Raw genomic sequence first — 25,591 nt, 5'->3', positions numbered from 1 at the left:
TCTCAGTGGTGGTTTCTGCCCGCGTTCCACAGACCGTCACGTGCGACGGCGAGGACCTCCAGGCGATCGTTCAGATGGACGAGATCGGCATGCGCCCCGAGGGCGATCTCGCCGACGTTCTCGAGTCGCGCCGCGCGCGCGGGGACCGATGAGACCATCGCGATGGCTTCGATGGCACCGATCCCGAGCACGTTCCGGGCGATGGGCAGCATGGCAGGCAGGAGAGTCGTGCTCCCGCCGAACGACGACCGATCGAGAGTCACTCCGACACCGTTGTCGACGAGGTACTCGCTCGGGCCCATCCGATACCGGCTGCCATCAGGCATACCCGCGCCCGACGTGGCATCCGAGACGAGGCACAGCCGGTCTCCGAGTGCGCGGTAGGCGATAGTCATGAGCGCGGGCGGCAGATGCTTGCCGTCTGCGATGAGCTCGACGGTGAGATCGTCTGATGCCAACGATGCCTCGAGCATGCCCGGCACGCGCCATGGCCCCTCCCGCTTCGTCGTCGACTGGCCGCTGTAGAGGTGAATCACGTGGCTGAGGCCGGCCCGCTGCGCACGGAGGAGATCGTCGATGGTCCCATCCGTGTGGCCCGCCGCGGCAACGATGTCATGGTCGACGAGCCGGTCGATGAGAGCGACAGCACCGGGAAGCTCTGGAGCGAGGCTCACCATGCGGATCTCCGCGCTGCGGGCGAGCAGAGCATCGGCGCTTCCATCACCAGGGTCACGCAGATGAGCCTCTGACTGGGCGCCGCGCTGCGCTGAGGAGAAGTACGGCCCCTCGAGGTGCGCCCCGGCGAAGCGCGGCATGTCGGGAAGCGTCGATGCCTCACGAATGGCATCGAGCCCCTGGAGGAGCTGTGGAATCGCTGCGCTGGCGAGAGTGGGCAGCAGGGTCGTCACCCCGGCCGCCAGAATCGCCCTGGCTGCAGAAGCAGTCGCCGAGACGTCGCCGTCGTTGAAGCTCGATCCTGCCGCGCCGTGCACGTGCACGTCGATGAACCCGGGCGCAAGTATCCCGCCTTCGAGCCGGTGACGGGCAATGCCGGGGTCGCACGCGTCCTCGGGGAGGATGCCGGCGATCCGACCGTCCTCGACGACGACAGCATGCCGCTGCAGGAGACGGTCGGCAAGCGCGACGTCGGCACCGACAATGGCGTAGGCGGATGCCTTCTGCGACGACGTGCTGTCGTAGCCCGGTGCTGCGCTCACTGTTCCTCGTTCCGACGTGGCCTCACCGAGGTGGGACGCCGTAGCGCGGATGCCTCAGTGCTTGCAGCACAGACTAGCATCGATACTGCATGTTTTAGCAAAACTTGCAGCAAAGAACGAGGGATTGCTAAACAGCGGGCGGAGCAGCAGTGGACGCACGCACGACGAGTCGAGTGTCGAGCGTTGATGTGGATCGCTCAGACGCCGCCGGATCGGACTTCGTCTCGATGAGGTCGATCAAGAGATCTACCGCCGTCATTCCGGCTTCGGCGCCGGGGACGTGAATCGACGTCAGCGACGGGTACGCCATCCCCGACATCAGGCTGTCATCGACCCCGATCACGCTGAGCTGCTCGCCGACCTTCATACCGCGTTCGTTCATGCGCGTCATGACGCCGAGGGCGATCATGTCGTCGTAGGCGATGACGGCCGTGGCAGAAGAGGCGACGACGAGATCCGCTGCGCGCACACCGGCCTGGATCTGCGGTTCGAATGGGCCGAACTCCACCAGTTCCAGCCCCGCATCCTTCGCAGCGCTCCGCACCGCCTGCTGGCGCTGCCCGTTCGACCAGGAACGGCGCGGTCCGTTCAGATAGCAGATCTTGCGGTGGCCGAGAGCCGCCAAGTGCTCGACTGCTTCCGAGATCCCGGCGCGCTCATCGATCAGCACGCTGGCGACAGCGGGATTGCTACGGTTGACGAGCACAAGGGGCTGCAGTGCGAGCAGGCGATCGAGCTTGTCCTCCGGAGTGCGCGCACTCACGACGATCAGCCCGTCGACCTGATCCGAGAGCTCTTCGGCTCGGCGGAGCTCATCGTGCGGGTGCTCGTCGATGTCGGCAATGAGGATGGTGCGGCCGCGCGCGGCAGCACGCGACTGCACGGCTTTGATGATCGGCGGGAAGAACGGGTTCACGATGTCCGGCACGATCAGACCGAGCGGGCCTCCGGCAGCGGCAGCAGGCCGGGTATTCCCCGGATGCGCGTACCCGAGTTCGTGCGCCGCCTCGAGGACGCGCTGCCGCGTCACGGCATTGACACGCTCCGGTGCCGAGATCGCGCGGGATACGGTCGCAGCCGACAGGCCGACGCTGCGTGCGACGTCAGTGAGAGTGACCTTCACGGTGCCTCCGATAGATGAATCACGATCTATTCCGATAGTGCAACACCAGCCGCCCTGTCGAACAGTGCTCCACTTTATCCACAACATAGTCCCTTATGTGCACAATTTGACTGCAAGCGAATGCAAGAGTTGCAAATTGTGCAGTAACCCGGTTACTGTGGCGTCAGCAAGACTGCATCGATGCAGCCGCGCACAACGATGGGACACCAATGGTCATAGGATCCACCGCTGAGAACCGGAGGTCGCGGCGCGCGGCACCCGAGCCCGATACGCGCACTCTGACCGTTCCCGGCCGGCCGAAAGCACGTTACAAGCGTGGTGATGCGCTAGCGGGAATGCTCTTCGTGCTCCCCGCGGCGGTCTTCATCTTCGTCTTCATGCTGTATCCGCTGGTGTCATCCGGAGTCTTGAGCTTCACCGACTACAACTTCGTGCGCGATGCATCGCCCACTCCGGTCGGAATAGACAACTACGTCCAGGCGGTCAACGATCCGCTGTTCCGCACTGCGCTGTGGAACACCATCGTCTACGGCATCTCCTACTTCGTCGTCGTCATGGTGCTCTCACTCGCCCTCGCGATGCTCCTGTTCCGCAAGCTCCGATTCAACGCTTTCTACCGCAGCGCGGTTTTCATGCCGATCGTCGTTCCGCTGTCTCTGGCGGGACTCATCTTCGTATGGATCCTGCAGCCGAACTACGGCCTGCTCAATCACGTGATCGGCAACGTCTTCGGCATGCCCGGTCTCACTCGCGCGTGGCTGAGCGAGGGAACCACCGCCATGGCGGCCATCGTCGTGCTCTCGCTGTGGGCAACGGTGGGCTTCTTGACGATCCTCTTCCTCTCGGGTCTACAAGCGATACCGGAAGAGATGCTCGAGGCAGCCGAGATCGACGGTGCCGGTGGCTGGAAGCGCTTCACGCACATCATCCTGCCGAGTCTGCGTCCGACGTTCGTCATCACGGGCACTTGGGGCGTGCTGCACGCGCTGAAGGTCTTCGTCGAACCGATGGTGCTCACCGATGGCGGGCCCGGAACCAGCACGCTCGTGCTCTACCAGCAGATCTACACGACTGCCTTCAACTACTTCGACATGGGCTACGCCTCAGCGATGGGATACATCCTCGGCGCCATCATCCTGATCCTCATCGGGATCAACTACTTCATCTCCATGGGGAGGTCTCGACGTGACGCGTGAAAGAAGAGCCACCGGGCACGCCGGTCGCCGCAAGGTCGCATCGAAGGTCGCCACGCATGTGGCACTGGTGATCGCCTCGATCCTGCTGATCGCTCCGATCCTCTACATCGTCCTGAACTCGTTCAAGGTCACCGAGGACATCTTCAAGGTCCCTCCGTCGATCCTTCCTGAGAGGTGGACGCTCGAGAACTACGAGAACGTCCTCTTCTCCGGCGGATTCGGGAACTACTTCACCAACACCGTCGTCATCACCGTGGTCGGAGTGCTGCTCGTCGTCGTGCTCAGCTCTCTCGCGGGGTACGGGTTCTCCAAGCTGCGGTTCCGCGGCTCCGGGATCCTGTTCGCGGCGATCATCGCGACGCTCACCCTGCCGCTCGCGATCCTGCTGGTGCCCATGTTCATCATGGAGAACGCCACCGGACTGCTGAACACGCAGCTCGGCCTCATCCTGCCTAACGTGGCGGTGAATCTTCCGTTCGCGATCCTGATCATGAACAAGCACTTCTCCGACATTCCGCAGGAGCTCGAGGACTCGGCGGCGATCGACGGCGCCGGCCGGTTCCGGCGCTGGTGGTCGGTGATGCTTCCGCTCACGCGCAATGGCATGATCCTGGTCACGGTGATCACCACCTACAGCATCTGGGGCGAGTACACGCTCGCGAAGACCCTGTCGACCTCGCCGTACGGCATGCCTCTCTCCGTCGGTCTGACGCTGTTGAAGAGCGAGGTCTGGGAGTACGGCACGCTCGCCGCCGTCATCACGCTCGCCATCATTCCCCCCATCACCATCTTCCTGCTCTTCCAGGGAAAGATCGTCGCCGGGATCACGCAGGGCTCTGTCAAGGGCTGAACGGCGGATGCGGCCGCATCGCACGCAGCAAGTCCGAACTGCAGTACCGATCACTCAGAAAGGCACGTAATGAACACCAATCACATGAAACGATTCGGCACAGTCGCCGGCATCGCCGCAGCAGCCCTCGTCCTCTCCGCCTGCGGCGGAACGCCCGCGGGGGCACCCGCGGGGGCGGGAGATTCGAGCGAGGAAGGCGGGTCGAAGACCCTGACCGTCGCGATCCAGGCGTGGATGAGCGACAAGCTCGCCGTGCAGGCGATGGCCGACCAGTTCGAAGCAGAGCACGAGGGCTACACGGTCGAGCTCGTCGAGTACGCCGATAACCAAGCGCTCTCGACGTTCGCGCTCCAGTGGAGTCAGGGCCAGTCCGATCAGGACATCGTGATCACCGACGGCGCCTCCACCGCTGTGCAGTTCGTCGAGCAGGACCTCATCGTCGACTTCAACGAGACGGGCATCTTCGAGGGCGATCTCGCCGAGTCCGAGTTCATCGGAGAGGCGCTCACCTTCACTGAGCTCGATGGCAACCAGTTCGCCATGCCGTTCGGTCTGGAGGCGTACAACATCAGCGCGAACAAGCTGATCCTCGAGCAGGCCGGCCTGCTCGGCACGGACGGCGCGCTGCCCGAGTTCAAGACCTGGGACGATGTCTACGATGCGGCGGCCGCCATCACCGCCGCCACCGGCCAGCCCGGCATGACCATTCAGTGGGGTCCGAACGCGGTGCCCACGATGTTCGCCGTGGAGCAGGCGCTTCGCGGCGACATCTATGCGAAGGACGGCACCACGCTGACCTTCGACACCGCCGAGATGCGTGAGGTTCTCGGCGTGTGGCGCAAGGGCGTCGAGGCCGGCGTCTTCACCGTCGACACCTTCAGTAACAAGGATGCCGGGCGCAGCAACTTCAACGCCGGCAGCCTCGGCATGCTGCTGGAGACCGCATCGCGCGTCCCCGAGGCTGGCCAGACCCTCGGCATGGAGAACGTTGCCCTCCTGGCTATGCCCGGGTCGCTCGAGAACGGGTCCTTCGCCTTCAGCGCCGGGGTCATCATCCCGACGGCATCGGAGAACCAGGAACTCGCACTGGAGTTCATCTCGACCGCGATGATGTCCGACCTGCAGGTGCAGGCGGGTGAGGAATGGGGGAAGCTGCCCGTCCTCAAGCGCTACTTCGAGCAGATCGATGCGGAGTGGAAGGACGAGATGTACAGCTTCGTCGAGCTGTCCGTCCCGGCACCGATGTACAACGATCTGCCCATGATCCAGGAGCGCGGCAAGCAGCTCCTGCAGGAGTTCCTGACGGGAAGCATCGATGAGGACCAGTTCATCGCGAGCTTCGAGGATCTGATCGCGACCTCTGATCTCGGCAACTGATCACGTATCGATGGGTGAGGGTGCCGTGAGGCGCCCTCACCCTTCGTCTTCCCAGGAGGTCGTTCCGTGATCGAACTGCGCAACGGCTCTGCACGTGCCTTCATCCGGCCTGACTTCGGCGGACGCATCGTCAGCCTCGAGTTCGATGGACGGGAGTATCTTGCCGACGGCGGACGCACAGAAGGAGATCCCTGGCGCGGCGGGAGCTATCCTCTGGCGCCCTGGGCTGGGACTCTGCCTCAGGGCTGGGTGGTTGCAGACGGTCATCGCACCGATATTCCGCGATGCGCGAATGGCGACCTGAAGCACGGCTACGTGAACACCATGGCGTGGAAGGTCGTTCACCTCGCGCAGTCTCGAGTCGAGCTGCGGTGCGACGTCGACAGTGCTGGCCCGTGGAGCGGCGTGTGCCGCCAGAGCGTCGAACTCGCGCCAGACCGTCTGCGGATCGAACTTGAGTACCGTGCCGTCGGCGACGTCCCGGTCGGGCTCGGCTTCCATCCCTGGTTCTCTCGCGAAGATGACGGCAGCCTTCCACGGCTGACCTTCACCCCCGGGCGCAGAATCATCAGTGATGATGAGGGCAATGAGATCGAGACGTCTCAGATTGCCTCGACTCCCCGCGACGACTTGTACCGCGCTGATGGCAGCGCACCCCGCATCGAGTGGCACGATGGCCGCCGACTCGAAGTGCACAGTGACGCGCAGGTTTGGGTCGTCTACGAACGCGATCCGCTCGGCTTGTGCGTGGAGCCGTGGACCCACACCCCTGCAGAGTTCGTGGCAGGAAGAACACCCGCCGTCGATGGCGCACCCGCGCGGCTCACCATGGAACTGGTCTGGCCGACTGCTTAGGAACGCTCGCTGTTCATGCCGTCGTGACCTCGGCGTGCGGCATCCGCTTGCGCATGACCTGCACCGCCTCTGAGCTCTCGTCGACGAGGACGGCGTCGCGTCCGAGTGCGGATGCCACCGCCCCTGTCGTCCCAGAGCCCGCGAACAGATCGAGAACGCGGTCGCCCGGGCGGCTGGATGCCTGCACGATCCGGCGCAGGATCCCCTCGGGCTTCTGCGTCGGATAGCCGGTCTTCTCGCGCCCGGTCGTCGGCACGATCGTGTGCCACCAGACGTCGGTGGGGAGCTTGCCGCGCGCGGCCTTCTCGGCCGTGACGAGGCCGGGCGCCATGTACGGCTCACGGTCGATGTCGTCGGCGTTGAACACGTGTCCGCCCGGGGTCTTCACGTAGACCAGGATCGTGTCGTGCTTGGTCGGCCAGCGTGTGCGCGACTTCGCACCGTAGTCATAGGCCCAGATGAGTTCGTTGAGGAAGCAGTCGCGCCCGAAGACCGCATCGAGCATGACCTTCGCGTAGTGGGCCTCGCGGTAGTCCAGGTGCAGGTACAGCGTGCCGTCTTCGGCGAGCAGGCGCCAGGCCTCCTCGAGTCTGGGCATGAGGAAGTCGCCGTAGTCATCGAAGCTGTCGTCGTAGCTGCGCAGCATGCCGCGGACACGCTCGTACTGATGCCCGTGGAAGCCGTGGCGGACCTCGCCGGTCTGCTCGTCCTCGCCCGAGGACCGACGGGCGGTCACGACCTGGCGATTCTGCGCGCGGCCCGTATTGAACGGCGGGTCGAGATAGACGAGCGTGAAGGATGCCGAGGGCAGCGTCTTCGCGATCGCGAGGTTGTCGCCCTGGATGATCGAGACGGATCCTTCGACAGGCTCAGGGACCGGATGAGAGACTGTCACGGTACGCGGTGCAGCCACGCGTCGGTCGCGAACTTCGACTCCACGAGCGCCTCCGCATCGGCGTACTCGTCGGCGGTGATCGTGCCGTCCTCGGCATCGGTGAGCGACCGGAAAGTGGCTTTGAACCTCTCGATGATCTCGGCCCGGCTGAGGCCGGTCTGGGTGCGGAGAGGATCGACGCGCTTCGCGGCGGAGGTCGTGCCCTTGTCGCTGAGCTTCTCGCGTCCGATGCGCAGCACCTCGGTCATGACCTGACCGTCGATGTCGTACGAGATCGTCGCGTGGTGCAGCACTCCGCCGTTCGCGAGACGCTTCTGCGCGGCTCCGCCGATCTTGCCGGTGGGGCTGGCGATGTCGTTGAGCGGCTGATAGGTTGCGTCGATCCCTACCGACTTCAACGCCTGCAGCACCCAGTCGTCAAGGAACGCGTAGGAATCGGCGAACGTCAGGCCCTGCACGAGGGATGCCGGCACGTACAGCGAATAGGTGATGATCTGACCGGCCGCCATGAGCATCGCACCGCCGCCGGAGATGCGTCGGACGACGTCGAAGCCGTGCTTGGCGGCACCTTCGGGATCGACTTCATTGCGGTACGACTGGAAAGAGCCGATCACGACGGCCGACTCGTCCCACTCCCAGATCCGCAACGTCGGCCGGCGACGGCCCTCGCCGACGCGGGACGTGAGCACCTCGTCGAGCGCGAGATTCATGCGCGGCGAGACGGCTTTCTCGTGCACGATCTCCCAATCGAAGTCGCGCCAGCCCGGAGCAGTGACGAGTGCGCGGCGCACGGCGGTGCCGACCGATTCGGGGTTGAAGCCGAGCAGCTGGGCCCCCGCGGGCAGCGCCTCGCGGACCGCCGCGGCGATGGCCGTGGCATCCGTCTCGACAGGCAGTCCGTTGACCGCCGCGTTGATGTCTTCGAGAGCGCTGTCTGGTTCGAGGAAGAAATCGCCGGCGAGGCGGAAGTCGGTCAGTCGACCGTCCTCGACCTCGAGATCGACGACGACGAGCTTTCCACCGGGGACCTTGTACTCACCATGCACGAGTCCAGCTTAAGCCGCTCACCCTTCGACAGGCGCCGGGATGTGCTTGTCGAGCCACGCGAGCAGGTCGGCGCGCACCTCGTCCTGCTGCAGTTCGTTGAAGATCTCGTGCCGTGCATCCGGGTAGACCAGCGTCGTGACATCGGTGAGGCCCGAGCGGCTGCGGTACTCTTCGGCGAGCTTGTGCACGCTGTGCGGCCCACCGACCGGGTCGTCGCGACCGACCAGCAGCAGCATCGGGATGTCGCGCCCGAGATCCTTCGCCGGCCGCCCGTACAGCTTCAGCGCCTCGACGGGGCCGAACAGCTTCAGCAGCGGCACGTTCGTGGTGAGCGGGTCGTCGTCGAACGTCTTCCACACCGCGGCATCGCGGCTGAGCCATTCGTAGCCGGACGCCTCCGCGGCCTCCCATCGCGCGTTCAACGGTGCGGCGTTGAGATCGCGCGGCGTGCGAAGCGCAGAGCCCGAGAGGATCACGGCATCCCACGCCTCCGGATGATCGTTGACGAGCATCTGCGCCAGGAACGACCCCCAGGAATGCCCGAGCAGCACCAGAGGCAGGCCGCGATGCTCCTCGCGGATGATGCCGGTGAGCTGCCAGATCGCGTCCTTCGCGGCACGCATCCCGCCCTTGCCGAGCTTGCCGAGTTTCGCCGATTCGCCGTCGTGCTGGCGGATGCCGGTGCGTCCATGCCCGCGATGATCGTCGGCGTACACGATGAAGCCGGCACCGGTCAGCGCGGCGATCAGCGCGGAGTAACGGCCGGCGTGCTCGCCGACGCCGTGCAGCAGTTGCACGACCCCGCGGGCCGCCCCCACCGCCTCGTGGACGTCGTAGACGATCGCGACGCCGTGCGCGTCGGTGAACTCCGATGTCTGGGGCATGCGTCGAGTCTACGTATCAGGCGCGTCCGCGTCAGCGAGATGTCGGATGCACCGCAACCGCCGTTCATCCGGCGGCAGCCACCGCCGCCGCATCCGCTCAGATTCCGAGCGCCTCCCGCACGGCGAAGGCCGCGATGCGGTCGGTGACCTCGTAGCCTCCGACACCATCCGAGGCCGACCCCATGCGAACGCCGGGCCCGTCGCCGGCGACAGCGCGCTTCGCCGAGAAGTGCAGCGCGTCGACACCGGTCGCCACGAGAGCAGAAGCACTGCCGGCCACCACGCCACTTCCGGCCATGATCTCGATGCGACCGTCCGCGACGGCGACGAGGGCACGCAGCGTGTTGACGCCCTCGATCGCGGTCGACGCTCCGCCGGATGTCAGCACGCGACGCAGCCCGAGATCGATCGCGCGCTCCAGCGTCACCGTCGGGTCGGCCGTGACGTCGATCGCGCGGTGCAGCGTCACGGAAGCCTCCCCCGCGGCGTCGCGCAGTCGGGCCATCGCATCGACGTCGAGAGCGCCGGAGGCGTCGAGCGCTCCGACGACCACGCCGTCAGCGCCGTTCGCGATCGCCCACTCGACGTCGCGCACCGCGAGCGCGATCTCGTCGACGTCGTAATGGAATCCGCCGGCACGCGGCCGGATGAGCACGTGGATCTCCGGGCCGTTCTCCCCCGCCGCCTCGCGTGCGAGTTCGAGTGTCGCCGGCGACGGCGTGAGGCCGCCGAGTGCGAGTGCCTGGGCCAGCTCGACGCGCGCAGCGCCGACCTCACGTGCGACGCGAACGCCGGCTGGGTCCTGGACGGCGAGCTCGAGCGCGATGTTCACGGCATCCATTCTGCCCCCCCATTCTCAGGAAATTTAGTTAGACTACCTAAGTAATGACTGAACCGGATGATCTTCTGCACGCCACCGCCACCGATCTGCGCCTGGCGACCTTCCGCCTCGCACGACGCCTGCGCCGCGAGCGCGCCGTCGACAGCATCAGCGATGCGCAGTTCGCGGTGCTCGCCTGCCTGCGCGGCAACGGCCGACTCCCGGTGGGTGAGCTCGCCCAGCGGGAGCGCGTGAGCGCGCCGACGATGTCGAACATCGTGGATGCACTGGCCGAGAGCGGCCACGTGGTCAGAGTGCCCAGCGACGAGGACCGGCGGCGCGTCTACATCGAGATCACCGGCACCGGCACCGAGATCGTCGCCGCGACCGTGCAGAAGCGCGACGCTGCACTGGCCGATGCGCTCGCCGAGTTCGACTTCACCGACGACGAGCTGCGCACGCTCCGAGAAGCGGCATCCCTGATGCGGAAGGTGGCAGAACGATGACCGCCATGTTCCGCTCCTTCAGCTCGTTCAACTACCGGATCTGGTTCCTCGGCGCTCTGGTGTCGAACGTCGGCGGCTGGATGCAGGCAACCGCGCAGGACTGGGTCGTACTCACCGAACTGACCGACAACGACGCCACCGCGATGGGCTTCACGATGGCGCTGCAGTTCGGGCCGCCCCTCGTGCTGGTCAGCCTCACCGGCTGGGTCGCCGACCGCTTCGACCGGCGCAAGATCCTGCTGCTCACGCAGACCGTTCTCATGGCGCTCGCACTCGGCGTCGCGGCCCTGCTGCTCACCGGAGTCATGACGCTGCCGCTGATGTTCTGCTTCGCACTGGCCTTCGGCATCACGAACGCCTTCGACGCACCCGCGCGTCAGGCGTTCGTCTCCGACATGGTCATGGTGGGCGATGCCTCGAACGCGGTGGCCCTGAACTCGGCGTCGTTCAACATGGCACGCCTCATCGGCCCCGCAGTCGGAGGTCTTCTCATCGTCGTTGTCGGCACCGGCTGGGTGTTCGTGATCAACGCGGCGACCTTCCTCGCGATGCTCGTCGCGCTCGTGCTGATCCGCTCCCGCGAGCTGCTTCCCCGCATCAAGAACACCGGGCGCACGCGTCTCGCCGAGGGCTTCCGCTACGTCTGGGGCCGGAGCGATCTCAAGGTGACGTTCGTGATGGTGTTCCTGATCGGCGCGTTCGGCATGAACTTCCCGATCTACGCCTCGACCATGGCGTTGGAGTTCGGACGCGAGGCGGACGGATACGGTGTGCTCAGCTCGGTGCTGGCGATCGGCTCCCTCGCGGGTGCCCTGCTGGCCGCACGGCGGGACAGGGCGCGCATCCGCGTGCTGGTGATCGCTGCGGGCGGTTTCGGGCTGGCATCGATGATCTCCTCCTGGATGCCGAGCTACTGGAGCTACGCCGCGGTCCTGATCTTCGTCGGATTCTCCACCGTGACCATGCTCACCACCGCCAACGGCTACGTCCAGACCACGACCGACCCCGCACTGCGCGGACGCGTGCTGGCGTTGTACATGGCCGTCGTCATGGGGTCGACGCCGATCGGCGCGCCCATCGCGGGCTGGATCACGGATGTGGCGGGCCCTCGGGCATCGATCATGTTCGGCGGCATCGCGGGACTCGTCGCCATGGCGGTGGGTGTGACGTGGATGCTGGCCTCAGGGCGTCTGCACCGTCAGAAGAACACCCGCTTCCGCCTGACGCTGGATGAGACGCGGCCGATCTCCGTGATGCGCGCCGACCCCGTGGAGTTCAGTGACGAGGTCGCGGCCGCCACCACACCGATCCGTACCCTTCGCGCGGACTGAGGCTCCCGTTCTCCGCCGCGCATGACTAGCGTGGTGGGATGAGCGAACCGGAGAACGCAAACGGTCAGTACCGTCCCCCGTCGGCCTCGACCGCCTCACCGGATGCTGTGGCAGCGCCTCGCCGGTCTCTCCCCCCGGTGCAGCGCTGGGTGTTCTGGCCGGCCTCCGCCATCATCATCGTCTTCGTCGCCTTCACACTCATCGCGCCGGACATCGCCGAGGCACTGTTCAAGAACATCCAGACCACGATCGTCAACGCCTTCAACTGGTACTACGTGCTCATCGCCGCGGTCTTCGTCGCGTTCAGCCTGTACCTCGGATTCAGTCGCTTCGGCGACATCAAGCTCGGAAAAGATGATGACGAGCCGGAGTTCTCGCTGCTGAGCTGGTTCTCGCTCCTGTTCGCTGCCGGCATGGGCATCGGCCTGGTGTTCTACGGTGTGTCAGAGCCGCTGACCCACTTCGCCACCCCGCGTCCGGGCGTGACCGGCACTCCGGAGCAGCTGGCACAGGCCGCTCTCGGTCAGACATATCTGCACTGGGGCGTGCATGCCTGGTCGATCTACGTCGTGATCGGCCTCGCTCTTGCGTACGCCATCCACCGTCGGGGCCGTCCCATCTCGATCCGGTGGACGCTCGAACCGCTGCTCGGCAAGCGTGTCGAGGGCGGGTGGGGCCACGCGATCGACGTCATCGCCCTCGTCGGCACGCTCTTCGGCGTGGCCACGTCGCTGGGTCTCGGTGTCATTCAGATCAGTTCCGGCCTCGGAGTCGCGGGTATCGCGAACCCCGATGAGACGACACAGGTCGTCGTGATCCTGATCATCTCCGTTTTCGTGCTGATGTCCGTCCTGTCAGGACTCACCAAGGGCATGAAGCTGCTCTCCACGGTGAATCTCGTGCTCGCAGGACTCCTCGTGCTGTATCTGCTCGTCATGGGACCGAGCGAGTTCCTGCTGCGCGACTTCGTGCAGTCGATCGGCTATTACATCCAGAACTTCGTCGGTCTCTCCTTCAATGTCAGCGCGTTCCAGGGCACGGCCGGCGAGGAATGGCAGGCGCAGTGGACATCGTTCTACTGGGGCTGGTGGATCTCGTGGGCGCCGTTCGTGGGCATCTTCATCGCGCGAGTGTCGAAGGGACGCACCGTGCGCGAGTTCGTCGCCGGCGTCATCCTCGTTCCGACGCTCCTCGGCATCCTCTGGTTCTCGGTCCTGGGCGGATCCGCGCTCGCGATTGAACTTCAGACGCCCGGGGCGCTGCTGAACGCCGACGGCGAGGTCGACCTGCAGGGCGCACTCTTCCAGATGCTCGAGTACGTGCCAGGAACACAGGTCGTCACGATCGGAGTCATCCTGCTCATCGGGATCTTCTTCATCACGTCGGCGGACTCCGGCGCGCTCGTGATGGGCATGATCGCGACCGGCGGGCAGCAGAATCCGAAACGCTGGATCCGCACGTTCTTCGTGCTGATCACCGCGGCACTCGCCATCGCACTGCTGCTCGCGGGCGGTCTGACCGCCCTGCAGACGGCGGCCATCACCATCGCTCTGCCCTTCAGTATCGTCATGCTGCTGATCTGCTGGTCGACGATGGTGGCGTTCATACGCGAGCGGCGCGCGTATGCGCGGGCAGAACGGGCCCAGCTCATCGACAAGATCGGCGACTACTACGGCCTCGAGGTCGAGGCACGCGACGAGACGGGGCTGCTCGGGGCGCAGCCGCGCTGGCTGAGAAACCTCCAGCGCCGCCTCGGGCTGCCGGTCGCGCCGACAGCGCCGATCCGCATCCCGGTGGAACTGCTCAGCGCGGAGAGCCGAGCGGATGCCGGCCCTGCGATGCTCGACGTCGACGACCTGGTGTCGGCGGACGAGCTGTCTGCTCACGACGACCAGGACATCCCCTCGCACGGGGAGGATCAGGAGCCTCCCGTGCGCTGAGCACGGTCGACGGCTTCGACTCGCCTGCGGCTCGCTCAACCCGTTTCGTCTCGCTTCGCTCGCTCAACGACCCGCAGAGAGTTTCCTCGCGGGTCCTTTAGGGAAGGTGCGAAGCCCAACGACGCGCAGAATCCTCTCGCGGGTCGTTGAGCGAAGGCGCGAAGCGCCGAAGACGAAACGCGTTGAGCGAGCGGAGCGAGACGAAACGTCAGCCCTCCAGCACCAGCCTCAGCTGCTCGAGCGCCCAGTCGATCTCGGTGCTGCGGATGACCAGCGGCGGCGCGATGCGGATCGTCTGGCCGTGGGTGTCCTTGACGAGCACGCCGCGGTCCATCAGCTTCTCGCTGATCTCCCGGCCGGTGCCGCGGGCGGGATCGATGTCTACACCGGCCCACAGGCCCGCGACGCGTACAGCCGTGACGCCGTTCCCGATGAGCTTCTGCAGCCCCTCGTCCAGGTGCGCTCCGAGCGTGCGTGCGCGCTCCTGGAACTCGCCCGTCTCCAGCATCTCGACGACGCGCAGTCCGACAGCAGCCGCGAGCGGGTTGCCGCCGAACGTCGAACCGTGCTCCCCCGGCCGGATGACACCGAGCACGTCGCGGTCGCCGACGACGGCAGACACGGGAAGGATGCCGCCACCGAGAGCCTTGCCCAGCAGGTAGAGATCGGGGACGACGCCTTCGCGGTCGCATGCGAACGTCTCGCCGACGCGGCCGAGGCCGGCCTGGATCTCATCCGCGATGAAGAGCACGTTCTTCTCGGTGCAGATCTCGCGGACGCGCGCGAGATAGCCCTCAGGCGGAATGATCACGCCGGCCTCGCCCTGGATCGGCTCGACGAGCACTGCCGCCGTGTCATCCGTGATGGCGGCGGCGACGGCATCCGCGTCTCCGAACGGCACCGCGTCGAAGCCGGGAGTGTACGGCCCGAAGTCATCGCGCGCCGACTCGTCGTCGCTGAAACTCACGATCGTGGTGGTGCGGCCGTGGAAGTTGCCGGCGGCGACGACGATGCGCGCCTTGCCCGGCGCGATGCCCTTGACCCGGTAGCCCCAGGCGCGGGCGACCTTGATGCCCGTCTCGACGGCTTCGGCGCCGGTGTTCATCGGCAGCACGATCTCCTTGCCGCACAGCCGTGCGAGAGCGTCTGCGAAGGGCTCGAGCCGGTCACTCATGAACGCACGGCTCACAAGCGTCACGCGGTCGAGCTGCGCTTTCGCCGTGGCCACGAGATCCGGATGCCGGTGGCCGAAGTTCACTGCCGAGTACGCCGCGAGCAGGTCGAGGTACCGCTTGCCCTCGACGTCGGTGAGCCAGGCACCCTCACCAGATGCGACGGTGACGGGCAGCGGACTGTAATTGCTCGCGACGTGCACCTCGGTGCCCACCGCAGCCGATCCCTGAGTCTGTCGAAGGGTCATGCGTCCACCTCCGAGTCGCGGGCCGCACGCAGCTCGAGCGTGCAGCACTTGATACCTCCGCCGCCGAGTAGCAGCTCGGACAGGTCGACGGTGATCGGGTTGTAGCCGCGTTCGCGCAGCTGCTTCTCGAAGCCGGTGGCGCGGGGCGAAATGATGACGTTGTATCCGTCGCTCGCCGAGTTCAGTCCGAACACTGCGCCGTCCGCATCGGCGACGAGGATGGCATCGGGAAAGCGCTCCTCCAGGATCGCGCGACTGGCGTCGTCGAAGGCGCCGGGCAGGTACGCGATGTTCGCGCGCTCCGGGCCGCCGTTCGCTGCCCCCTCGACGGGGTCGAGCACCGAGATGGCGGTGTCGAGGTGATAGAAGCGCGGGTCGATGAGGTTCAGGGAGACGACCTCACGGCCGAACACCTCGCCCACCTCGCGGTGGCTGTCGCCCGTCGAACGGAAGCCCGTACCCGCGAGGATCGTGTCGCCGACGAGCAGGAAGTCGCCCTCGCCCTCGTTGACCTCTTCCGGCTCGACCGTGTCGAATCCGCCGGCGCGGAACCAGTCGGCGAACGCCGGAGCTTCTCCGGCGCGCTCCACGAAGCGGAACTTCGGCACGTAGGCGCGCCCGTCGATCACGAAGCCGCCGTTGGCGGTGTAGACCATGTCGGGGAAGCCCTCGAGCGGGTCGATCAGCTCGACCTCATGGCCGAGCTCCAGGTACAGATCGTGCAGCATCTGCCACTGCGCGACGGCCTTCGCGGTGTCGGTGGGCTTCGCCGGCTCCATCCACGGGTTGATCTTGTAGCTGACCGTGAAGTGCTCGGGCCGGCACATCAGGTACCGCCGGTGATGCGCAGTGCGCCCTTCGGCAGGCTCAGGGATCGGGCTGGGTACGGTGACGGTTTCTGGCGTCGACATCTTGCTCCTCGAAGAGATGCGGCGGACGCTGTCCAGGGGCCCGGCGGAAGTTCGACCCGCCATTCAATGCTGACATTGGCAGGGAAGATGCGACGCAGGCACGCCAGTGTTCATTCTGACATCCGAGCCTGTGGATGCGCCAGCGACGCGTCCACCGGACACGACTTCTGCCTATTCCTCGCGACCGCGCACGACGACCTTGCCGACAGTGTGCCCGGACTCGAGCCGCGCGAGGCCGTCCGCCGCGCCGTCCCACGGGAGGATCTGCTCGATCACCGGCGTGATCCTCCCGTCGGCGGCGAGCGCCACCAACTGCTCGTTGATGTCGCGCTTCGACACCGCGGCGACGGGACGGATGCGGCGCCGCGATCCGATCGACAGGAACACCGCACGCAGCATCCGTGGGATCGGGCCGAGCACGTGACCTCCGTCACCCGCGACCATCGCGATGACGCCGGTCGGCGCGAGCAGCCGCTTCAGCTGGCGAAGCGGTGCACCACCTGCGATGTCGATGATCGCGTCGAAGGTCGCGGGGAGCGTCGACAGATCGGTCGTGCGGTAGTCGAAGGTGCGGGTCGCTCCGAGCGATTCCACCAGCGCGCGATTGGTCTCGCCGCAGGTCGCCCATACCTCCGCGCCACGAAGGGCGGCCAGTTGCACGGTGAAGGTGCCCACTCCCCCGGACGCGCCGATCACGAGAACGCGCTGTCCCTCACGGACACCCGCGACGTCGAGAGCCTGAACGGCGGTGCCGCCCGCGATCGGAAGGGTCGCTGCGAGCTCCGGCGCGAGCGCATCCGGTCGTGCGACGAGCCGATCGGCGCGCGCGGCGGCGTAGGGAGCGAGTCCGCCGCCGGCGTCGAGTTCCACCAGTACCTCATCTCCGATGAGAGCCGGGTCGACGTCCTCGCCGACCGCGACGACCGCACCTGCGACGTCGATACCTCTGATCGCCTGCTTGGGCCTGCGCAGGCCGAACACCGGCCGGAGCAGAAGCGGGTCGCCGAGCATCACCCGCACGTCGGCGGCATTGAGCGCTGTGGCGCGGATGCGCAGCAGCACCTCGCCGCGCCGCGGCTCCGGCGTCCGAACGGTCTCGCGCCGGGTGCTGCTCGCTGATCCGTACTCGTCGTTCAGCCAGGCGGGCATGCTCTTGGCGATGGTCGTGTTCATCTCAATCCTCCGGGTACTGGAAGAGGTCGTCGATGCCGACCTCGAATGCGCGGGCGATCTGAAAGGCGAGTTCGAGCGTGGGCGAGTATCGGCCCTGCTCGATGGCGATGAGCGTCTGCCGGGTGACGCCGATGCGGCCGGCGAGATCGGCCTGGGTGATCCCGGCTTCTTCCCGTCGTGAGCGGATGCTGTTGGTGACGAGCGTGGGCTTGACCATCAGATGAGCCCCCGGCGGTAGGCGATGATCCTCGCGATGCTGCCGATCAATGTGGAGATCGCGAAGCCGAGGAACATCGCGTTCGCGATCCAGAAGACGTCGGCACCCACAGCGCAGAGCGCGATGACACCGAGACCTGCGATCACCAGCAGCGAGTGCTCGACGCGACCGCCCATCTGGTCGATGTCACGGTCGCGGACGTCGGTGGTGGTCGCGCCCTTCGGGTCTCGGAGCCCTGCGACGATCCCCCAGAGGATGCTGAGCACGATCGTGGCAGCGATGCTTATCCCGATCGCCCACAGCATGATCGGGAACCAGTCGACCGATGTGAGCGGCCCGCCGGCCGCCTGCTGGAGGACGACGACGATGTAGCCGGGGATGATGACGGCCGCGGCGATCAGCGTCGACCAGGTGTTGCGTTCCGTGTAGACCATGACGCACCTCCGATGTAAAAGTTTCTTGACATCTTGAAGATACTGCCGTCACAGCATCCATGTCAAGAATCTTTTACATCGAGAAACGCGACCGCTCAGATGACGTCCGAGCTCCAGTCGTCGGGGTTGCCGAAGCGGTGCGCGGTGATACTGATCGCCTGCTCATGCAGGAAGGGCAGCAGCTCCAATCGACCGGCCGATGTGACCTCGTCGTCGTAGACGGCGAGATCCGGATCGCCTCCCGTGGCCTCTGCCAGCGAGCGGTGCAGTGCGGCGACGGCGCTGCGCCCGCCGACGAGTCGCACCCGGTTCCCCGAGGCGCGGTTGGGGTGGTCGGCTGCGAGGATCTCATCCGCGGACGGTTCCTCGCGCCGCAGCATCCGCTCGATCCACTCCTCGTCGCTCTCGACAGCGATGCGCGCGCCGAGGTCGCTGAGCGCACTGCGCACCGCGGCGGGAAGTCCGTCGGCGATGGACACGAAGAACCCGGCCCCGGAGCGGATGCCGGCAAGCACGACCCGCAGCACGTCCTGCAGCGGTGCGTCCGCGGTCGCGCGCACGATCACCGGGACCGGCCGGTAGCGGAACAGATTCCGTTCGACGCCGAGCTGCGACACGTCACGCACCTGACCGAATTCACGATCCCAGGCGACGGCATCCGAGAGCGCAGACTGACGCAGCCATTCGAAGCTCTCGAAGTCCAGCGAGGACTGCGCCGACTCGATGAGTCCCGAGATGCGGCTGTCGAGCCCCCGCAGATGCAGCGTGCTCGAGGCTCTGCCGCGAGGCAGCGAACGCCACGTTCCCAGGCCGATCAGGTAATTCGGTCCGCCGGCCTTCGCACCGGGTCCGACCGAGGAGCGCTTCCAGCCGCCGAAGGGCTGGCGCTGCACTATCGCTCCGGTGATTCCGCGGTTGACGTAGAGATTTCCGGCCCGCACCCGATCCAGCCAGAGTGCGAGGTCATCGGGATCCTGGGTGTGCAGCCCGGCGGTCAGGCCGTATGCCACGTCGTTCTGCAGGTCGATCGCGGCAGAAAGGGTCGGGGCGTGCATGATGCCCAGCACCGGACCGAAGAACTCCTCTCGGTGGAATCGCGATCCAGGATCTACGCCGACGCGGATGCCGGGCCGCCACAGCCGTCCGGACTCATCGCCGCCAACCAGCGAGGGCTTGATCAGCCACTTCTCATCGCCTTCGAGCTCTGACAGCGCCCAGGCGAGTTTGCCCTGCGGCGGTTCGATGACCGGGCCGACCTCTGCGAGCGGGTCGGTGGGCCAGCCGATGTTCAGCGAGCGCACCGAGTCCGCCAGCTGACGCGCGAAGCGCTTGGACCGGCCGATCGGGCCCACGAGGATCGCGAGCGACGCCGCAGAGCACTTCTGCCCCGCGTGGCTGAATGCGCTCTTCACGAGATCGGCGACGGCCAGGTCGAGGTCGGCCGACGGCGCGATGACGATCGCGTTCTTGCCGCTGGTCTCCGCGAGCAGCGGCAGCTCCGGTCGCCAGGATCTGAACAGCGCCGCGGTGTCCCACGAGCCGGTCAGGATGACGCGATCCACTGCTTCATGCCCGATGAGCTGCTGCCCCAGGTCACCCTCCTCGACGTCGACGAGCGCGAGGACGTCTCGCGGGATGCCGGCCTGCCAGAGCGCTTCGGCGACGACCGCTGCGCACCGCCTGGCCTGCGGCGCAGGTTTGAACAGCACGCCGGAGCCGGCGGCGAGCGCAGCCAGCACGCCGCCCGCGGGTATCGCGATGGGGAAGTTCCAGGGCGGTGCGACGACAGTGACGCGGGACGGCGCGAACTCGGCGCCGGCGACGGCATCCAGTTCACGGGCCTTCGCACCGTAGTAGCGGGCGAAGTCGACGGCCTCGCTGACCTCGATGTCGGCTTCGGAGAACACCTTTCCGGTCTCGGATGCCGAGACCTCGATGAGTTCGCCCCGACGCGATTCCAGTGCCGCGGCCGCGCGCAACAGCGTCTCGGCGCGCTCGGATGCCGGACGCGCACCCCACGCCGGCGCCGCGGCGCGCACCCGTGCGATCCGCTGCTCCAGCACGGCGGCGTCGTCGATCCTGGCGTCACGCAGTGCGGAATCGCCGACCGTCGACGCCTCCATCCGGGCACGGATGCCGTCTGCCCACTCACGGTTCGCCGGAAGAACAGGGTCACTGTCCACCGTGTTCGCGAATCCCGGCGCACCCGCCGGATCGGATTCCACCTCGCGTCGCGAGTACACCGCTGTCTCGACGTACGCCTCACCGTCCGACCCATCGGAGCCGTCCGAGCCGCGTGCGATTCCGAGCACCGCTTTGGTGAGGTCAGCGTCGTCGCTCGGCGCGGCAGTCATCGGTCTCAGTGATTCGTGCACCGGCGTCTGCCGGTTCTGAATACGGAACGGGACGACCCGCAGTGTGCGGTCACCCGCACGATCCAGGGCCTGCAGGAATCGCCGCCGTTCCCGCTCGAACAGGATCTCGTCGGCGTGCAGCTCGAATGCAGCGGAGAGGAAGTTCTCCGGCGCAGCGCTCTCGTCGAGGCGCCTGACCAGGTAGCTGATGGCCACGTCGAACTCATGCGGTTTCACCACCGGCACATAGAGCAGCACCGGGCCGACGACGCGCGAGACGGCCTGAGCCTGCCCCTGCGCCATGCCGAGCAGCATCTCGAACTCGACGTCGTCCGTCACACCGCGTTCGCCGGCGAGCAGCCAGGCGTGCGCGATACCGAACAGATTGTGTCCGGCGACCCCGACCCGCACGGCGGCGGTGTTCTCCGGACGCAGGGCCTCATCGAGCAGCCGCAGGTGGTTCGCATCGGTGTCGAGCTTGGTGTCGTACGTGGCGAGCGGCCACCCGTGCATCACGGCATCCACTCGCTCCATCGCGAGGTTCGCGCCCTTGACGAGTCTGGTCTTGATCTTCGCGCCGCCGTGCTCGACGCGCGCCTTCGCCCACGCGGTGAGCTCACGCAGCGCCTCGAGCGCATCGGGCAGGTACGACTGCAACACGATGCCGGCCTCGAGAAGAAGCAGACGGTCGTCTTCGAGGATGCGGGTGAACACCGCGATCGTCAGGTCGAGATCGCGGTACTCCTCCATGTCGAGGTTGATGAAGGTGCCGTTCGATGCTGCAGTGAGATAGAGCGGCAGCAGGCGCGCAGCGACCGCGTCGACGATCTCGTCGAACGCCCACATCGACACGTGACTGATGACGGACGAGACCTTGACCGACACGTAGTCGACGTCGTCCCGCTTGATCAGATCATGGATGCCGTCGAGTCGGCGCTTCGCCTCCGCCTCACCCAGCACGGCTTCGCCCAGGAGGTTGAGGTTCAGTCGCGCGCCCGTCTCCCGCAGCTTCTCGATGGCGGGGCCGAGCTTCGCCGGACGTGCGTCGACGACGAGGTGCCCGACCATCTCGCGCAGCACACGCCGGGCGATCGGCACCGTCGGTGCAGGGAGCACCGGGGCGATGCCGCCGCCGACGCGGACCGCGCCGCGGAGATACCAGGGCAGGAAGTCTGGCACGATCGGTGCGATCCGCTGCAACTGGGCGGCGGCGGCACTCAGAGATTCTGGCCGCATGACGCCGTCGACGAAACCGAGCGTGAACGCAAGCCCGTTCTTGTCCTGCAGCACGGCGGCCAGGCGTGCGGCTGCAGGATCGACCTCGGCCTCTGCCGCCTCGGCGATCCAGCGACGCGCGAGTTCGACCGCCTGATCGGCGAGTTGATCGGCTCCGCGCAGCGACGACTCTGACATGTGTTCAGCCTAGGAGCGCGGCCGCATCATGGCGCGGTGACACACAGCGGCCATCACGTTCGTTTCACGCGACGACGCTGCGTCCTCATGCTCACTCCCAGACGCTGAGGGCGACTGCTCTGGTCGAGGGAAGGGCGGATGCCGTCGCCCACTCGTGCACCCACGCCTCGACGTCCGGAAGGCCCTCTGGCCTGCCGACGGCGGCGAACAGCTCCTGGTGCGACAGGGTACCGCCGCTGCGCTTGAGCATCCGTGCGCGGATGATCGCTTTGGCGTAGATCTCGCCGTCGACCACGGCGCGATGCTCGAGATAGATCGCCTTGTCGTCATGACCGAGCAGGCGCGACTCGATGTCGAACCGTTGCCAGAGCTGCAGCGATTTGCGGAACGTCACGGTCTCCGCGGACACGACCGCGTACCAGTCATTGCGTTTCATCGCGTCGGCCATACCCGTGCGCACGAGCAGATCCCAGCGGCCGAGGTCGAACAGCGACAGATAGCGTCCATTGTTCATGTGACGCAGCACGTCGATGTCCGTCGGCAGGGTCGTCGCCCTGACCCGCCCGACATCGGCGGGCGCGCAACGCCCTTCTCTACGCAGTCGCCGGCGCGCACGCCACATCACGAGCAGGGTTCTCCAGATCACGTTCACGAGGATCGATAGTAGCCAGCGGCTTATGATCCGCGAACTCCTTTGTGGGAATCGAACAGCGACGTCGCTCGATTTCACCTTCGCCCGAGGCGCGCGTAGAGTCACGGGCATGAGCGCCGAAGCCCAGCCCGAAGTCATCATCCGTCCGGTCCGTGATGTGGATGCGGAAGCTCTGGGTCGCGTGCACGCGCAGTGCTGGCACGAGACCTACGACCACCTGATCAGCAAGGCTGCGCTCGAACGCGTCTCGCCCCGGCGCATGGCGGAGCTCTGGACGCACTGGGCTGCGCAGGGTGATGACTTCAGCATGAGCGCCGCGCTCGTCGACGGCGAGATCGTCGGCTTCGTCGGCTCGGGGCCTGCGCGCGACAAGGACGCTCCGGCGTTCCGCGAGTTGTACTTCATCTACCTGCTCGGCGAGTATCACTCCACCGGCCTCGGCCAGAAGCTCTTCGATGCGGCTGTCGAGAAGGACGAGCCGCTGTACCTCTGGGTCGCGGAGGACAACCCCCGCGCTCACCGCTTCTACGCGCGCAACGGCTTCGCTCTCGATGGCGCAAGCCACACCGAGCCGTTCCTCGGCGAGACGCTGACCGAAGTCCGCTTCACGCGCTGAGACGCCACGTGCGCCGAGGCCCGAGTCAGCGCGGAAGCGCAGTGGAATCGATGAACCGGAGCAGTTCTCCGGTGAACACGTCATTGTCGTCGCCGGCGATCATGTGACCGGCCGCGCTGACCTCGACGGCCTGCGCATGCGGAATCAGTGCGCGCATCTCCTGCATACCCTCATCACTGACGATGTCGGAATGCGCACCACGCACCAGAAGCGTCGGCGCGGCGATGTTCCGTGCGGCGGCCGCGGCGCGAGCATGCCGGACCTCTCGTTCCGGTTCGGTGCCACGTTGCAGGAACTGGGGATCCCAGTGCCAGTGCCAGCGTCCGTCGTCTTGCTGAACGAGGTTCTTCCGCAGCCCGTCGAGTGACTTCGGGCGCGCACGATGCGGGTTGTACGCGGCTATGGCGTCTGATGCCTCTTCCAGCGTCGCGAATCCGTTCGGCGCTCCGCGCATGAACTCCTGGATTCGCGATGCACCCGCTGGCTCGATGCGCGCGACGATGTCGACGAGCACGAGTCCTCGCGCCAGAGGGCCGCGCTCTCCCTCGGCGATCAGCGATGTCATCCCGCCCATCGAAGCACCGACGAGCACGGGTGCCTCCTCGATCTTGTCGATGATGGCGATCGCGTCGTCCACAAGCGCCGAGACCGCGTAGTCACCGCTCGGAGACCGGTCGCTCTCGCCGTGTCCTCGCGCGTCGAAGGCATATGCGGACCAGCCTGCCCGTGCCAGCCACTCGCCTGTTCCCCGCCAGGAGTGCCTGCGCTGGCCACCGCCGTGCAGCAGAAGCACGCTGCCCTTGGAGTCGTCACCGGCGGGCCAGTGGTCACCGATCAGCGCGATCCCGTCGTTGTCGACGCGTATCGGCTGCGGAGATTCCGTCGTCATCAGCGGGCGCTGACGTTGCCGAAGAGCTTGGCGATGGGTGCGAGGACCAACGGTCTGGCCGCGACCCATGCGGCGGCGATCACGACGAGGGATGCGACGAGGAACCAGAAGCCGGTCCAGTTGTCGGCGTAGGCGTTCGGATCGGTCGAGCCCTGCGCGGCGTACATGTGGTTGAGGTTGCGCAGCGCTCCGGTCGCGAACACGAGGAAGACGTGGATCGCGATGAACACGACGAAGTACAGCATCACGGGGAAGTGCAGCGCACGCGCCCACTCGACCGGGTAGGCCTTGTTGAGCTTGTCCGCGTTCTTCGGCCAGATACCGCTCATCCGCACACCGGTGATCGCGGCCAGGGGCGCGGCGATGAAGATCGTCACGAAGTAGGTGATCTGCTGGATCGAGTTGTAGTTCACCCAGCCGTTCTCGGTCGGCCAGTCCAGCGAGATGTACTGCAGCACTGCGGAGATCGCGTTCGGGAAGACTTCCCAGCTGGTGGGGATCACGCGCATCCACTGCCCGGTGACGAACAGCAGGATCACGAAGATGATGCCGTTGACGAGCCACAGGATGTCGAGTGACTGGTGGAACCACAGCGTCAGGCTGATCTTGCTCTTCGCTTTGCCCCGCGCAGTCCAGAACGCGGTCGGACGTTTGTCGTTTCGCACGCTGAGACCGGAGCGGATGATCAGCACCATCAGGAACACGTTGAAGAAGTGCTGCCAGCCCAGCCACCCCGGGAACCCGACCGGGGCACCCTCGGGCAGGTGGTATTCGCCGGGATAGGTCTGCAGGAAGTCCTGCATACCCGACAGGCTCAGCAGCCAGCGCACGAACAGCACAGCCATCGCGGCAGCGCCCAGCAGACCGATACCGCCGACGATCACCGCGCCAGCCCACTGCACCTTCGTGAACGGACCGATGCGGGTCGGCTCCGGCTTCGGGGCCGGACGCGTGAACGCGTTCTTGCCGGGGAACACCGTGCGCTGGAACGGCAGTGGAGTGCTGACATCGACCGTCGCGACGGTGGTGGATGCCGGGATGACCTCGGACGATGCCACTTCGCCGATCCCTGGGCCTGTCGAGCCGATCCCTGAGCCTGTCGAGCCGATCCCTGAGCCTGTCGAGCCGATCCCTGAGCCTGTCGAAGGGCTCGTTGTCGCTGCCGCAGCCCCGGACGCTTCGACAGACGCAGCGGCCGGAACAGCCACACCCGCGTTGGCGGCCGTACCGGCAGGAGGCCAGGGCTCGCCACCGGGCGTGCGGGGCAGGCCCCGGCGGAGGGCGTCACCTGCGGATGCTGCCGCGGGAGTCGAGGTTTCGATTGCGGATGCTGCCGCGGTTTCGACGCGCTCCGCTTGCTCAACCCGTTTCGTCTCGCCTTCGGCTCGCTCAACGCCCCGCGGGGGCTCGACCTTGGGGCCGGGAGCGGACGGTGCGGCGGGGGCGGACGGTGCGGCGGATGCTGCGGCAG

Annotated in this window: 23 protein-coding genes; 8 read left to right on the top strand and 15 right to left on the bottom strand. The window is 66.5% G+C overall.

Annotated features, from left to right (window positions below):
* Positions 1 to 2: 2 nt before the first annotated feature.
* A complete protein-coding gene (locus J1M43_RS03665) occupies positions 3 to 1,217 on the bottom strand; it encodes an N-acetylglucosamine-6-phosphate deacetylase (RefSeq protein WP_206475865.1) in 1,215 nt (404 codons plus the stop codon).
* A gap of 127 nt (positions 1,218 to 1,344) precedes the next feature.
* Positions 1,345 to 2,340 (bottom strand): LacI family DNA-binding transcriptional regulator, encoded by a 996-nt coding sequence (locus J1M43_RS03660; protein ID WP_206475855.1) that lies wholly within the window; start codon positions 2,338 to 2,340, stop codon positions 1,345 to 1,347.
* Between the two features lie 335 nt (positions 2,341 to 2,675).
* On the opposite strand from J1M43_RS03660, the gene J1M43_RS03655 reads away from it, so the two are divergent.
* From J1M43_RS03655 to J1M43_RS03640, 4 genes are all read left to right on the top strand, one after another.
* Entirely contained in the window at positions 2,676 to 3,536 is an 861-nt protein-coding gene (locus tag J1M43_RS03655; RefSeq protein ID WP_206475853.1) for a carbohydrate ABC transporter permease, read from the top strand.
* Positions 3,526 to 4,386 carry a carbohydrate ABC transporter permease gene (locus J1M43_RS16650; protein WP_206475851.1) on the top strand — a complete coding sequence of 287 codons (861 nt, stop codon included), beginning with the start codon at positions 3,526 to 3,528 and terminating at the stop codon, positions 4,384 to 4,386. The genes J1M43_RS03655 and J1M43_RS16650 overlap by 11 nt, the downstream gene beginning before the upstream one ends.
* A gap of 69 nt (positions 4,387 to 4,455) precedes the next feature.
* Positions 4,456 to 5,763 (top strand): ABC transporter substrate-binding protein, encoded by a 1,308-nt coding sequence (locus J1M43_RS03645; protein WP_206475849.1) that lies wholly within the window; start codon positions 4,456 to 4,458, stop codon positions 5,761 to 5,763.
* Positions 5,764 to 5,829: 66 nt separating this feature from the next.
* Complete coding sequence (locus J1M43_RS03640; protein ID WP_206475847.1) at positions 5,830 to 6,618, top strand: aldose 1-epimerase; 789 nt, start codon at positions 5,830 to 5,832, stop codon at positions 6,616 to 6,618.
* A 13-nt stretch (positions 6,619 to 6,631) separates the two neighbouring features.
* Here the strand turns inward: J1M43_RS03640 and J1M43_RS03635 are convergent, their stop codons facing one another.
* The 4 genes from J1M43_RS03635 to J1M43_RS03620 form a co-directional block, all read right to left on the bottom strand.
* Complete coding sequence (locus tag J1M43_RS03635) at positions 6,632 to 7,513, bottom strand: site-specific DNA-methyltransferase (RefSeq protein ID WP_206475845.1); 882 nt, start codon at positions 7,511 to 7,513, stop codon at positions 6,632 to 6,634.
* On the bottom strand, positions 7,510 to 8,559 hold the full coding sequence (locus J1M43_RS03630) for a lipoate--protein ligase family protein (RefSeq protein ID WP_206475843.1): 1,050 nt from the start codon (positions 8,557 to 8,559) through the stop codon (positions 7,510 to 7,512). Before J1M43_RS03630 ends, J1M43_RS03635 begins: the two co-directional genes overlap by 4 nt.
* A gap of 18 nt (positions 8,560 to 8,577) precedes the next feature.
* Positions 8,578 to 9,444: an alpha/beta fold hydrolase gene (locus J1M43_RS03625; protein WP_206475841.1), complete on the bottom strand. Its 867-nt coding sequence runs from the start codon at positions 9,442 to 9,444 to the stop codon at positions 8,578 to 8,580.
* Between the two features lie 97 nt (positions 9,445 to 9,541).
* The gene (locus J1M43_RS03620) at positions 9,542 to 10,285 is read right to left on the bottom strand and encodes a copper homeostasis protein CutC (protein ID WP_206475839.1); all 744 of its coding nucleotides are present in this window, start codon (positions 10,283 to 10,285) and stop codon (positions 9,542 to 9,544) included.
* A gap of 44 nt (positions 10,286 to 10,329) precedes the next feature.
* Between J1M43_RS03620 and J1M43_RS03615 the strand changes: the two genes are divergently transcribed.
* The 3 genes from J1M43_RS03615 to J1M43_RS03605 are packed head-to-tail and all read left to right on the top strand — an operon-like array spanning position 10,330 to position 14,041.
* Positions 10,330 to 10,770 (top strand): MarR family transcriptional regulator, encoded by a 441-nt coding sequence (locus J1M43_RS03615; RefSeq protein ID WP_206475837.1) that lies wholly within the window; start codon positions 10,330 to 10,332, stop codon positions 10,768 to 10,770.
* A 5-nt stretch (positions 10,771 to 10,775) separates the two neighbouring features.
* The gene (locus J1M43_RS03610) at positions 10,776 to 12,101 is read left to right on the top strand and encodes an MFS transporter (protein ID WP_206477310.1); all 1,326 of its coding nucleotides are present in this window, start codon (positions 10,776 to 10,778) and stop codon (positions 12,099 to 12,101) included.
* Between the two features lie 38 nt (positions 12,102 to 12,139).
* On the top strand, positions 12,140 to 14,041 hold the full coding sequence (locus tag J1M43_RS03605) for a BCCT family transporter (protein WP_206475835.1): 1,902 nt from the start codon (positions 12,140 to 12,142) through the stop codon (positions 14,039 to 14,041).
* Between the two features lie 208 nt (positions 14,042 to 14,249).
* Here the strand turns inward: J1M43_RS03605 and rocD are convergent, their stop codons facing one another.
* The 7 genes from rocD to J1M43_RS03570 form a co-directional block, all read right to left on the bottom strand.
* The gene (gene rocD / locus J1M43_RS03600; protein WP_206475833.1) at positions 14,250 to 15,461 is read right to left on the bottom strand and encodes an ornithine--oxo-acid transaminase; all 1,212 of its coding nucleotides are present in this window, start codon (positions 15,459 to 15,461) and stop codon (positions 14,250 to 14,252) included.
* Positions 15,458 to 16,372: a dimethylargininase gene (gene ddaH, locus J1M43_RS03595; protein WP_206475831.1), complete on the bottom strand. Its 915-nt coding sequence runs from the start codon at positions 16,370 to 16,372 to the stop codon at positions 15,458 to 15,460. The genes rocD and ddaH overlap by 4 nt, the downstream gene beginning before the upstream one ends.
* A gap of 171 nt (positions 16,373 to 16,543) precedes the next feature.
* Positions 16,544 to 17,545 (bottom strand): NAD(P)-dependent alcohol dehydrogenase, encoded by a 1,002-nt coding sequence (locus J1M43_RS03590; protein WP_206475829.1) that lies wholly within the window; start codon positions 17,543 to 17,545, stop codon positions 16,544 to 16,546.
* A gap of 1 nt (position 17,546) precedes the next feature.
* On the bottom strand, positions 17,547 to 17,762 hold the full coding sequence (locus J1M43_RS03585; RefSeq protein ID WP_206475827.1) for a helix-turn-helix transcriptional regulator: 216 nt from the start codon (positions 17,760 to 17,762) through the stop codon (positions 17,547 to 17,549).
* A complete protein-coding gene (locus J1M43_RS03580; RefSeq protein ID WP_206475825.1) occupies positions 17,762 to 18,196 on the bottom strand; it encodes a hypothetical protein in 435 nt (144 codons plus the stop codon). Before J1M43_RS03580 ends, J1M43_RS03585 begins: the two co-directional genes overlap by 1 nt.
* A 95-nt stretch (positions 18,197 to 18,291) precedes the next feature.
* The gene (locus J1M43_RS03575; protein WP_206475823.1) at positions 18,292 to 21,963 is read right to left on the bottom strand and encodes a proline dehydrogenase family protein; all 3,672 of its coding nucleotides are present in this window, start codon (positions 21,961 to 21,963) and stop codon (positions 18,292 to 18,294) included.
* A gap of 91 nt (positions 21,964 to 22,054) precedes the next feature.
* Positions 22,055 to 22,615 carry a thioesterase family protein gene (locus tag J1M43_RS03570; RefSeq protein WP_206475821.1) on the bottom strand — a complete coding sequence of 187 codons (561 nt, stop codon included), beginning with the start codon at positions 22,613 to 22,615 and terminating at the stop codon, positions 22,055 to 22,057.
* 109 nt (positions 22,616 to 22,724) lie between these two features.
* Here J1M43_RS03570 and J1M43_RS03565 point away from each other — a divergent pair, with 109 nt between their 5' ends.
* Entirely contained in the window at positions 22,725 to 23,231 is a 507-nt protein-coding gene (locus J1M43_RS03565) for a GNAT family N-acetyltransferase (protein ID WP_033105909.1), read from the top strand.
* A gap of 25 nt (positions 23,232 to 23,256) precedes the next feature.
* Here the strand turns inward: J1M43_RS03565 and J1M43_RS03560 are convergent, their stop codons facing one another.
* Positions 23,257 to 24,120: an alpha/beta fold hydrolase gene (locus tag J1M43_RS03560; RefSeq protein ID WP_033105908.1), complete on the bottom strand. Its 864-nt coding sequence runs from the start codon at positions 24,118 to 24,120 to the stop codon at positions 23,257 to 23,259.
* Positions 24,120 to 25,591: cytochrome b/b6 domain-containing protein (locus J1M43_RS03555; RefSeq protein WP_241245183.1), on the bottom strand; the 1,472-nt coding region annotated here is incomplete at its 5' end. The genes J1M43_RS03555 and J1M43_RS03560, both read right to left, overlap by 1 nt.

Source organism: Microbacterium sp. KRD172 (assembly GCF_017168295.1).
GTDB classification, from domain to species: Bacteria; Actinomycetota; Actinomycetes; order Actinomycetales; family Microbacteriaceae; genus Microbacterium; species Microbacterium profundi.
This window is presented reverse-complemented; position numbering and strand designations above follow the sequence as displayed.

Bases quoted from the DNA above. Each gene is read 5' to 3' on its own strand.
- J1M43_RS03655 (WP_206475853.1), top strand. From the start codon at position 2,676: ATGCTCTTCGTGCTCCCCGCGGCGGTCTTCATCTTCGTCTTCATGCTG.
- J1M43_RS03645 (WP_206475849.1), top strand. From the start codon at position 4,456: ATGAACACCAATCACATGAAACGATTCGGCACAGTCGCCGGCATCGCC.
- J1M43_RS03625 (WP_206475841.1), bottom strand. From the start codon at position 9,444: ATGCCCCAGACATCGGAGTTCACCGACGCGCACGGCGTCGCGATCGTC.
- J1M43_RS03620 (WP_206475839.1), bottom strand. From the start codon at position 10,285: ATGGATGCCGTGAACATCGCGCTCGAGCTCGCCGTCCAGGACCCAGCC.
- J1M43_RS03615 (WP_206475837.1), top strand. From the start codon at position 10,330: ATGACTGAACCGGATGATCTTCTGCACGCCACCGCCACCGATCTGCGC.
- J1M43_RS03610 (WP_206477310.1), top strand. From the start codon at position 10,776: ATGTTCCGCTCCTTCAGCTCGTTCAACTACCGGATCTGGTTCCTCGGC.
- J1M43_RS03605 (WP_206475835.1), top strand. From the start codon at position 12,140: ATGAGCGAACCGGAGAACGCAAACGGTCAGTACCGTCCCCCGTCGGCC.
- rocD (WP_206475833.1), bottom strand. From the start codon at position 15,461: ATGACCCTTCGACAGACTCAGGGATCGGCTGCGGTGGGCACCGAGGTG.
- ddaH (WP_206475831.1), bottom strand. From the start codon at position 16,372: ATGTCGACGCCAGAAACCGTCACCGTACCCAGCCCGATCCCTGAGCCT.
- J1M43_RS03590 (WP_206475829.1), bottom strand. From the start codon at position 17,545: ATGAACACGACCATCGCCAAGAGCATGCCCGCCTGGCTGAACGACGAG.
- J1M43_RS03585 (WP_206475827.1), bottom strand. From the start codon at position 17,762: ATGGTCAAGCCCACGCTCGTCACCAACAGCATCCGCTCACGACGGGAA.
- J1M43_RS03580 (WP_206475825.1), bottom strand. From the start codon at position 18,196: ATGGTCTACACGGAACGCAACACCTGGTCGACGCTGATCGCCGCGGCC.
- J1M43_RS03575 (WP_206475823.1), bottom strand. From the start codon at position 21,963: ATGTCAGAGTCGTCGCTGCGCGGAGCCGATCAACTCGCCGATCAGGCG.
- J1M43_RS03565 (WP_033105909.1), top strand. From the start codon at position 22,725: ATGAGCGCCGAAGCCCAGCCCGAAGTCATCATCCGTCCGGTCCGTGAT.
- J1M43_RS03560 (WP_033105908.1), bottom strand. From the start codon at position 24,120: ATGACGACGGAATCTCCGCAGCCGATACGCGTCGACAACGACGGGATC.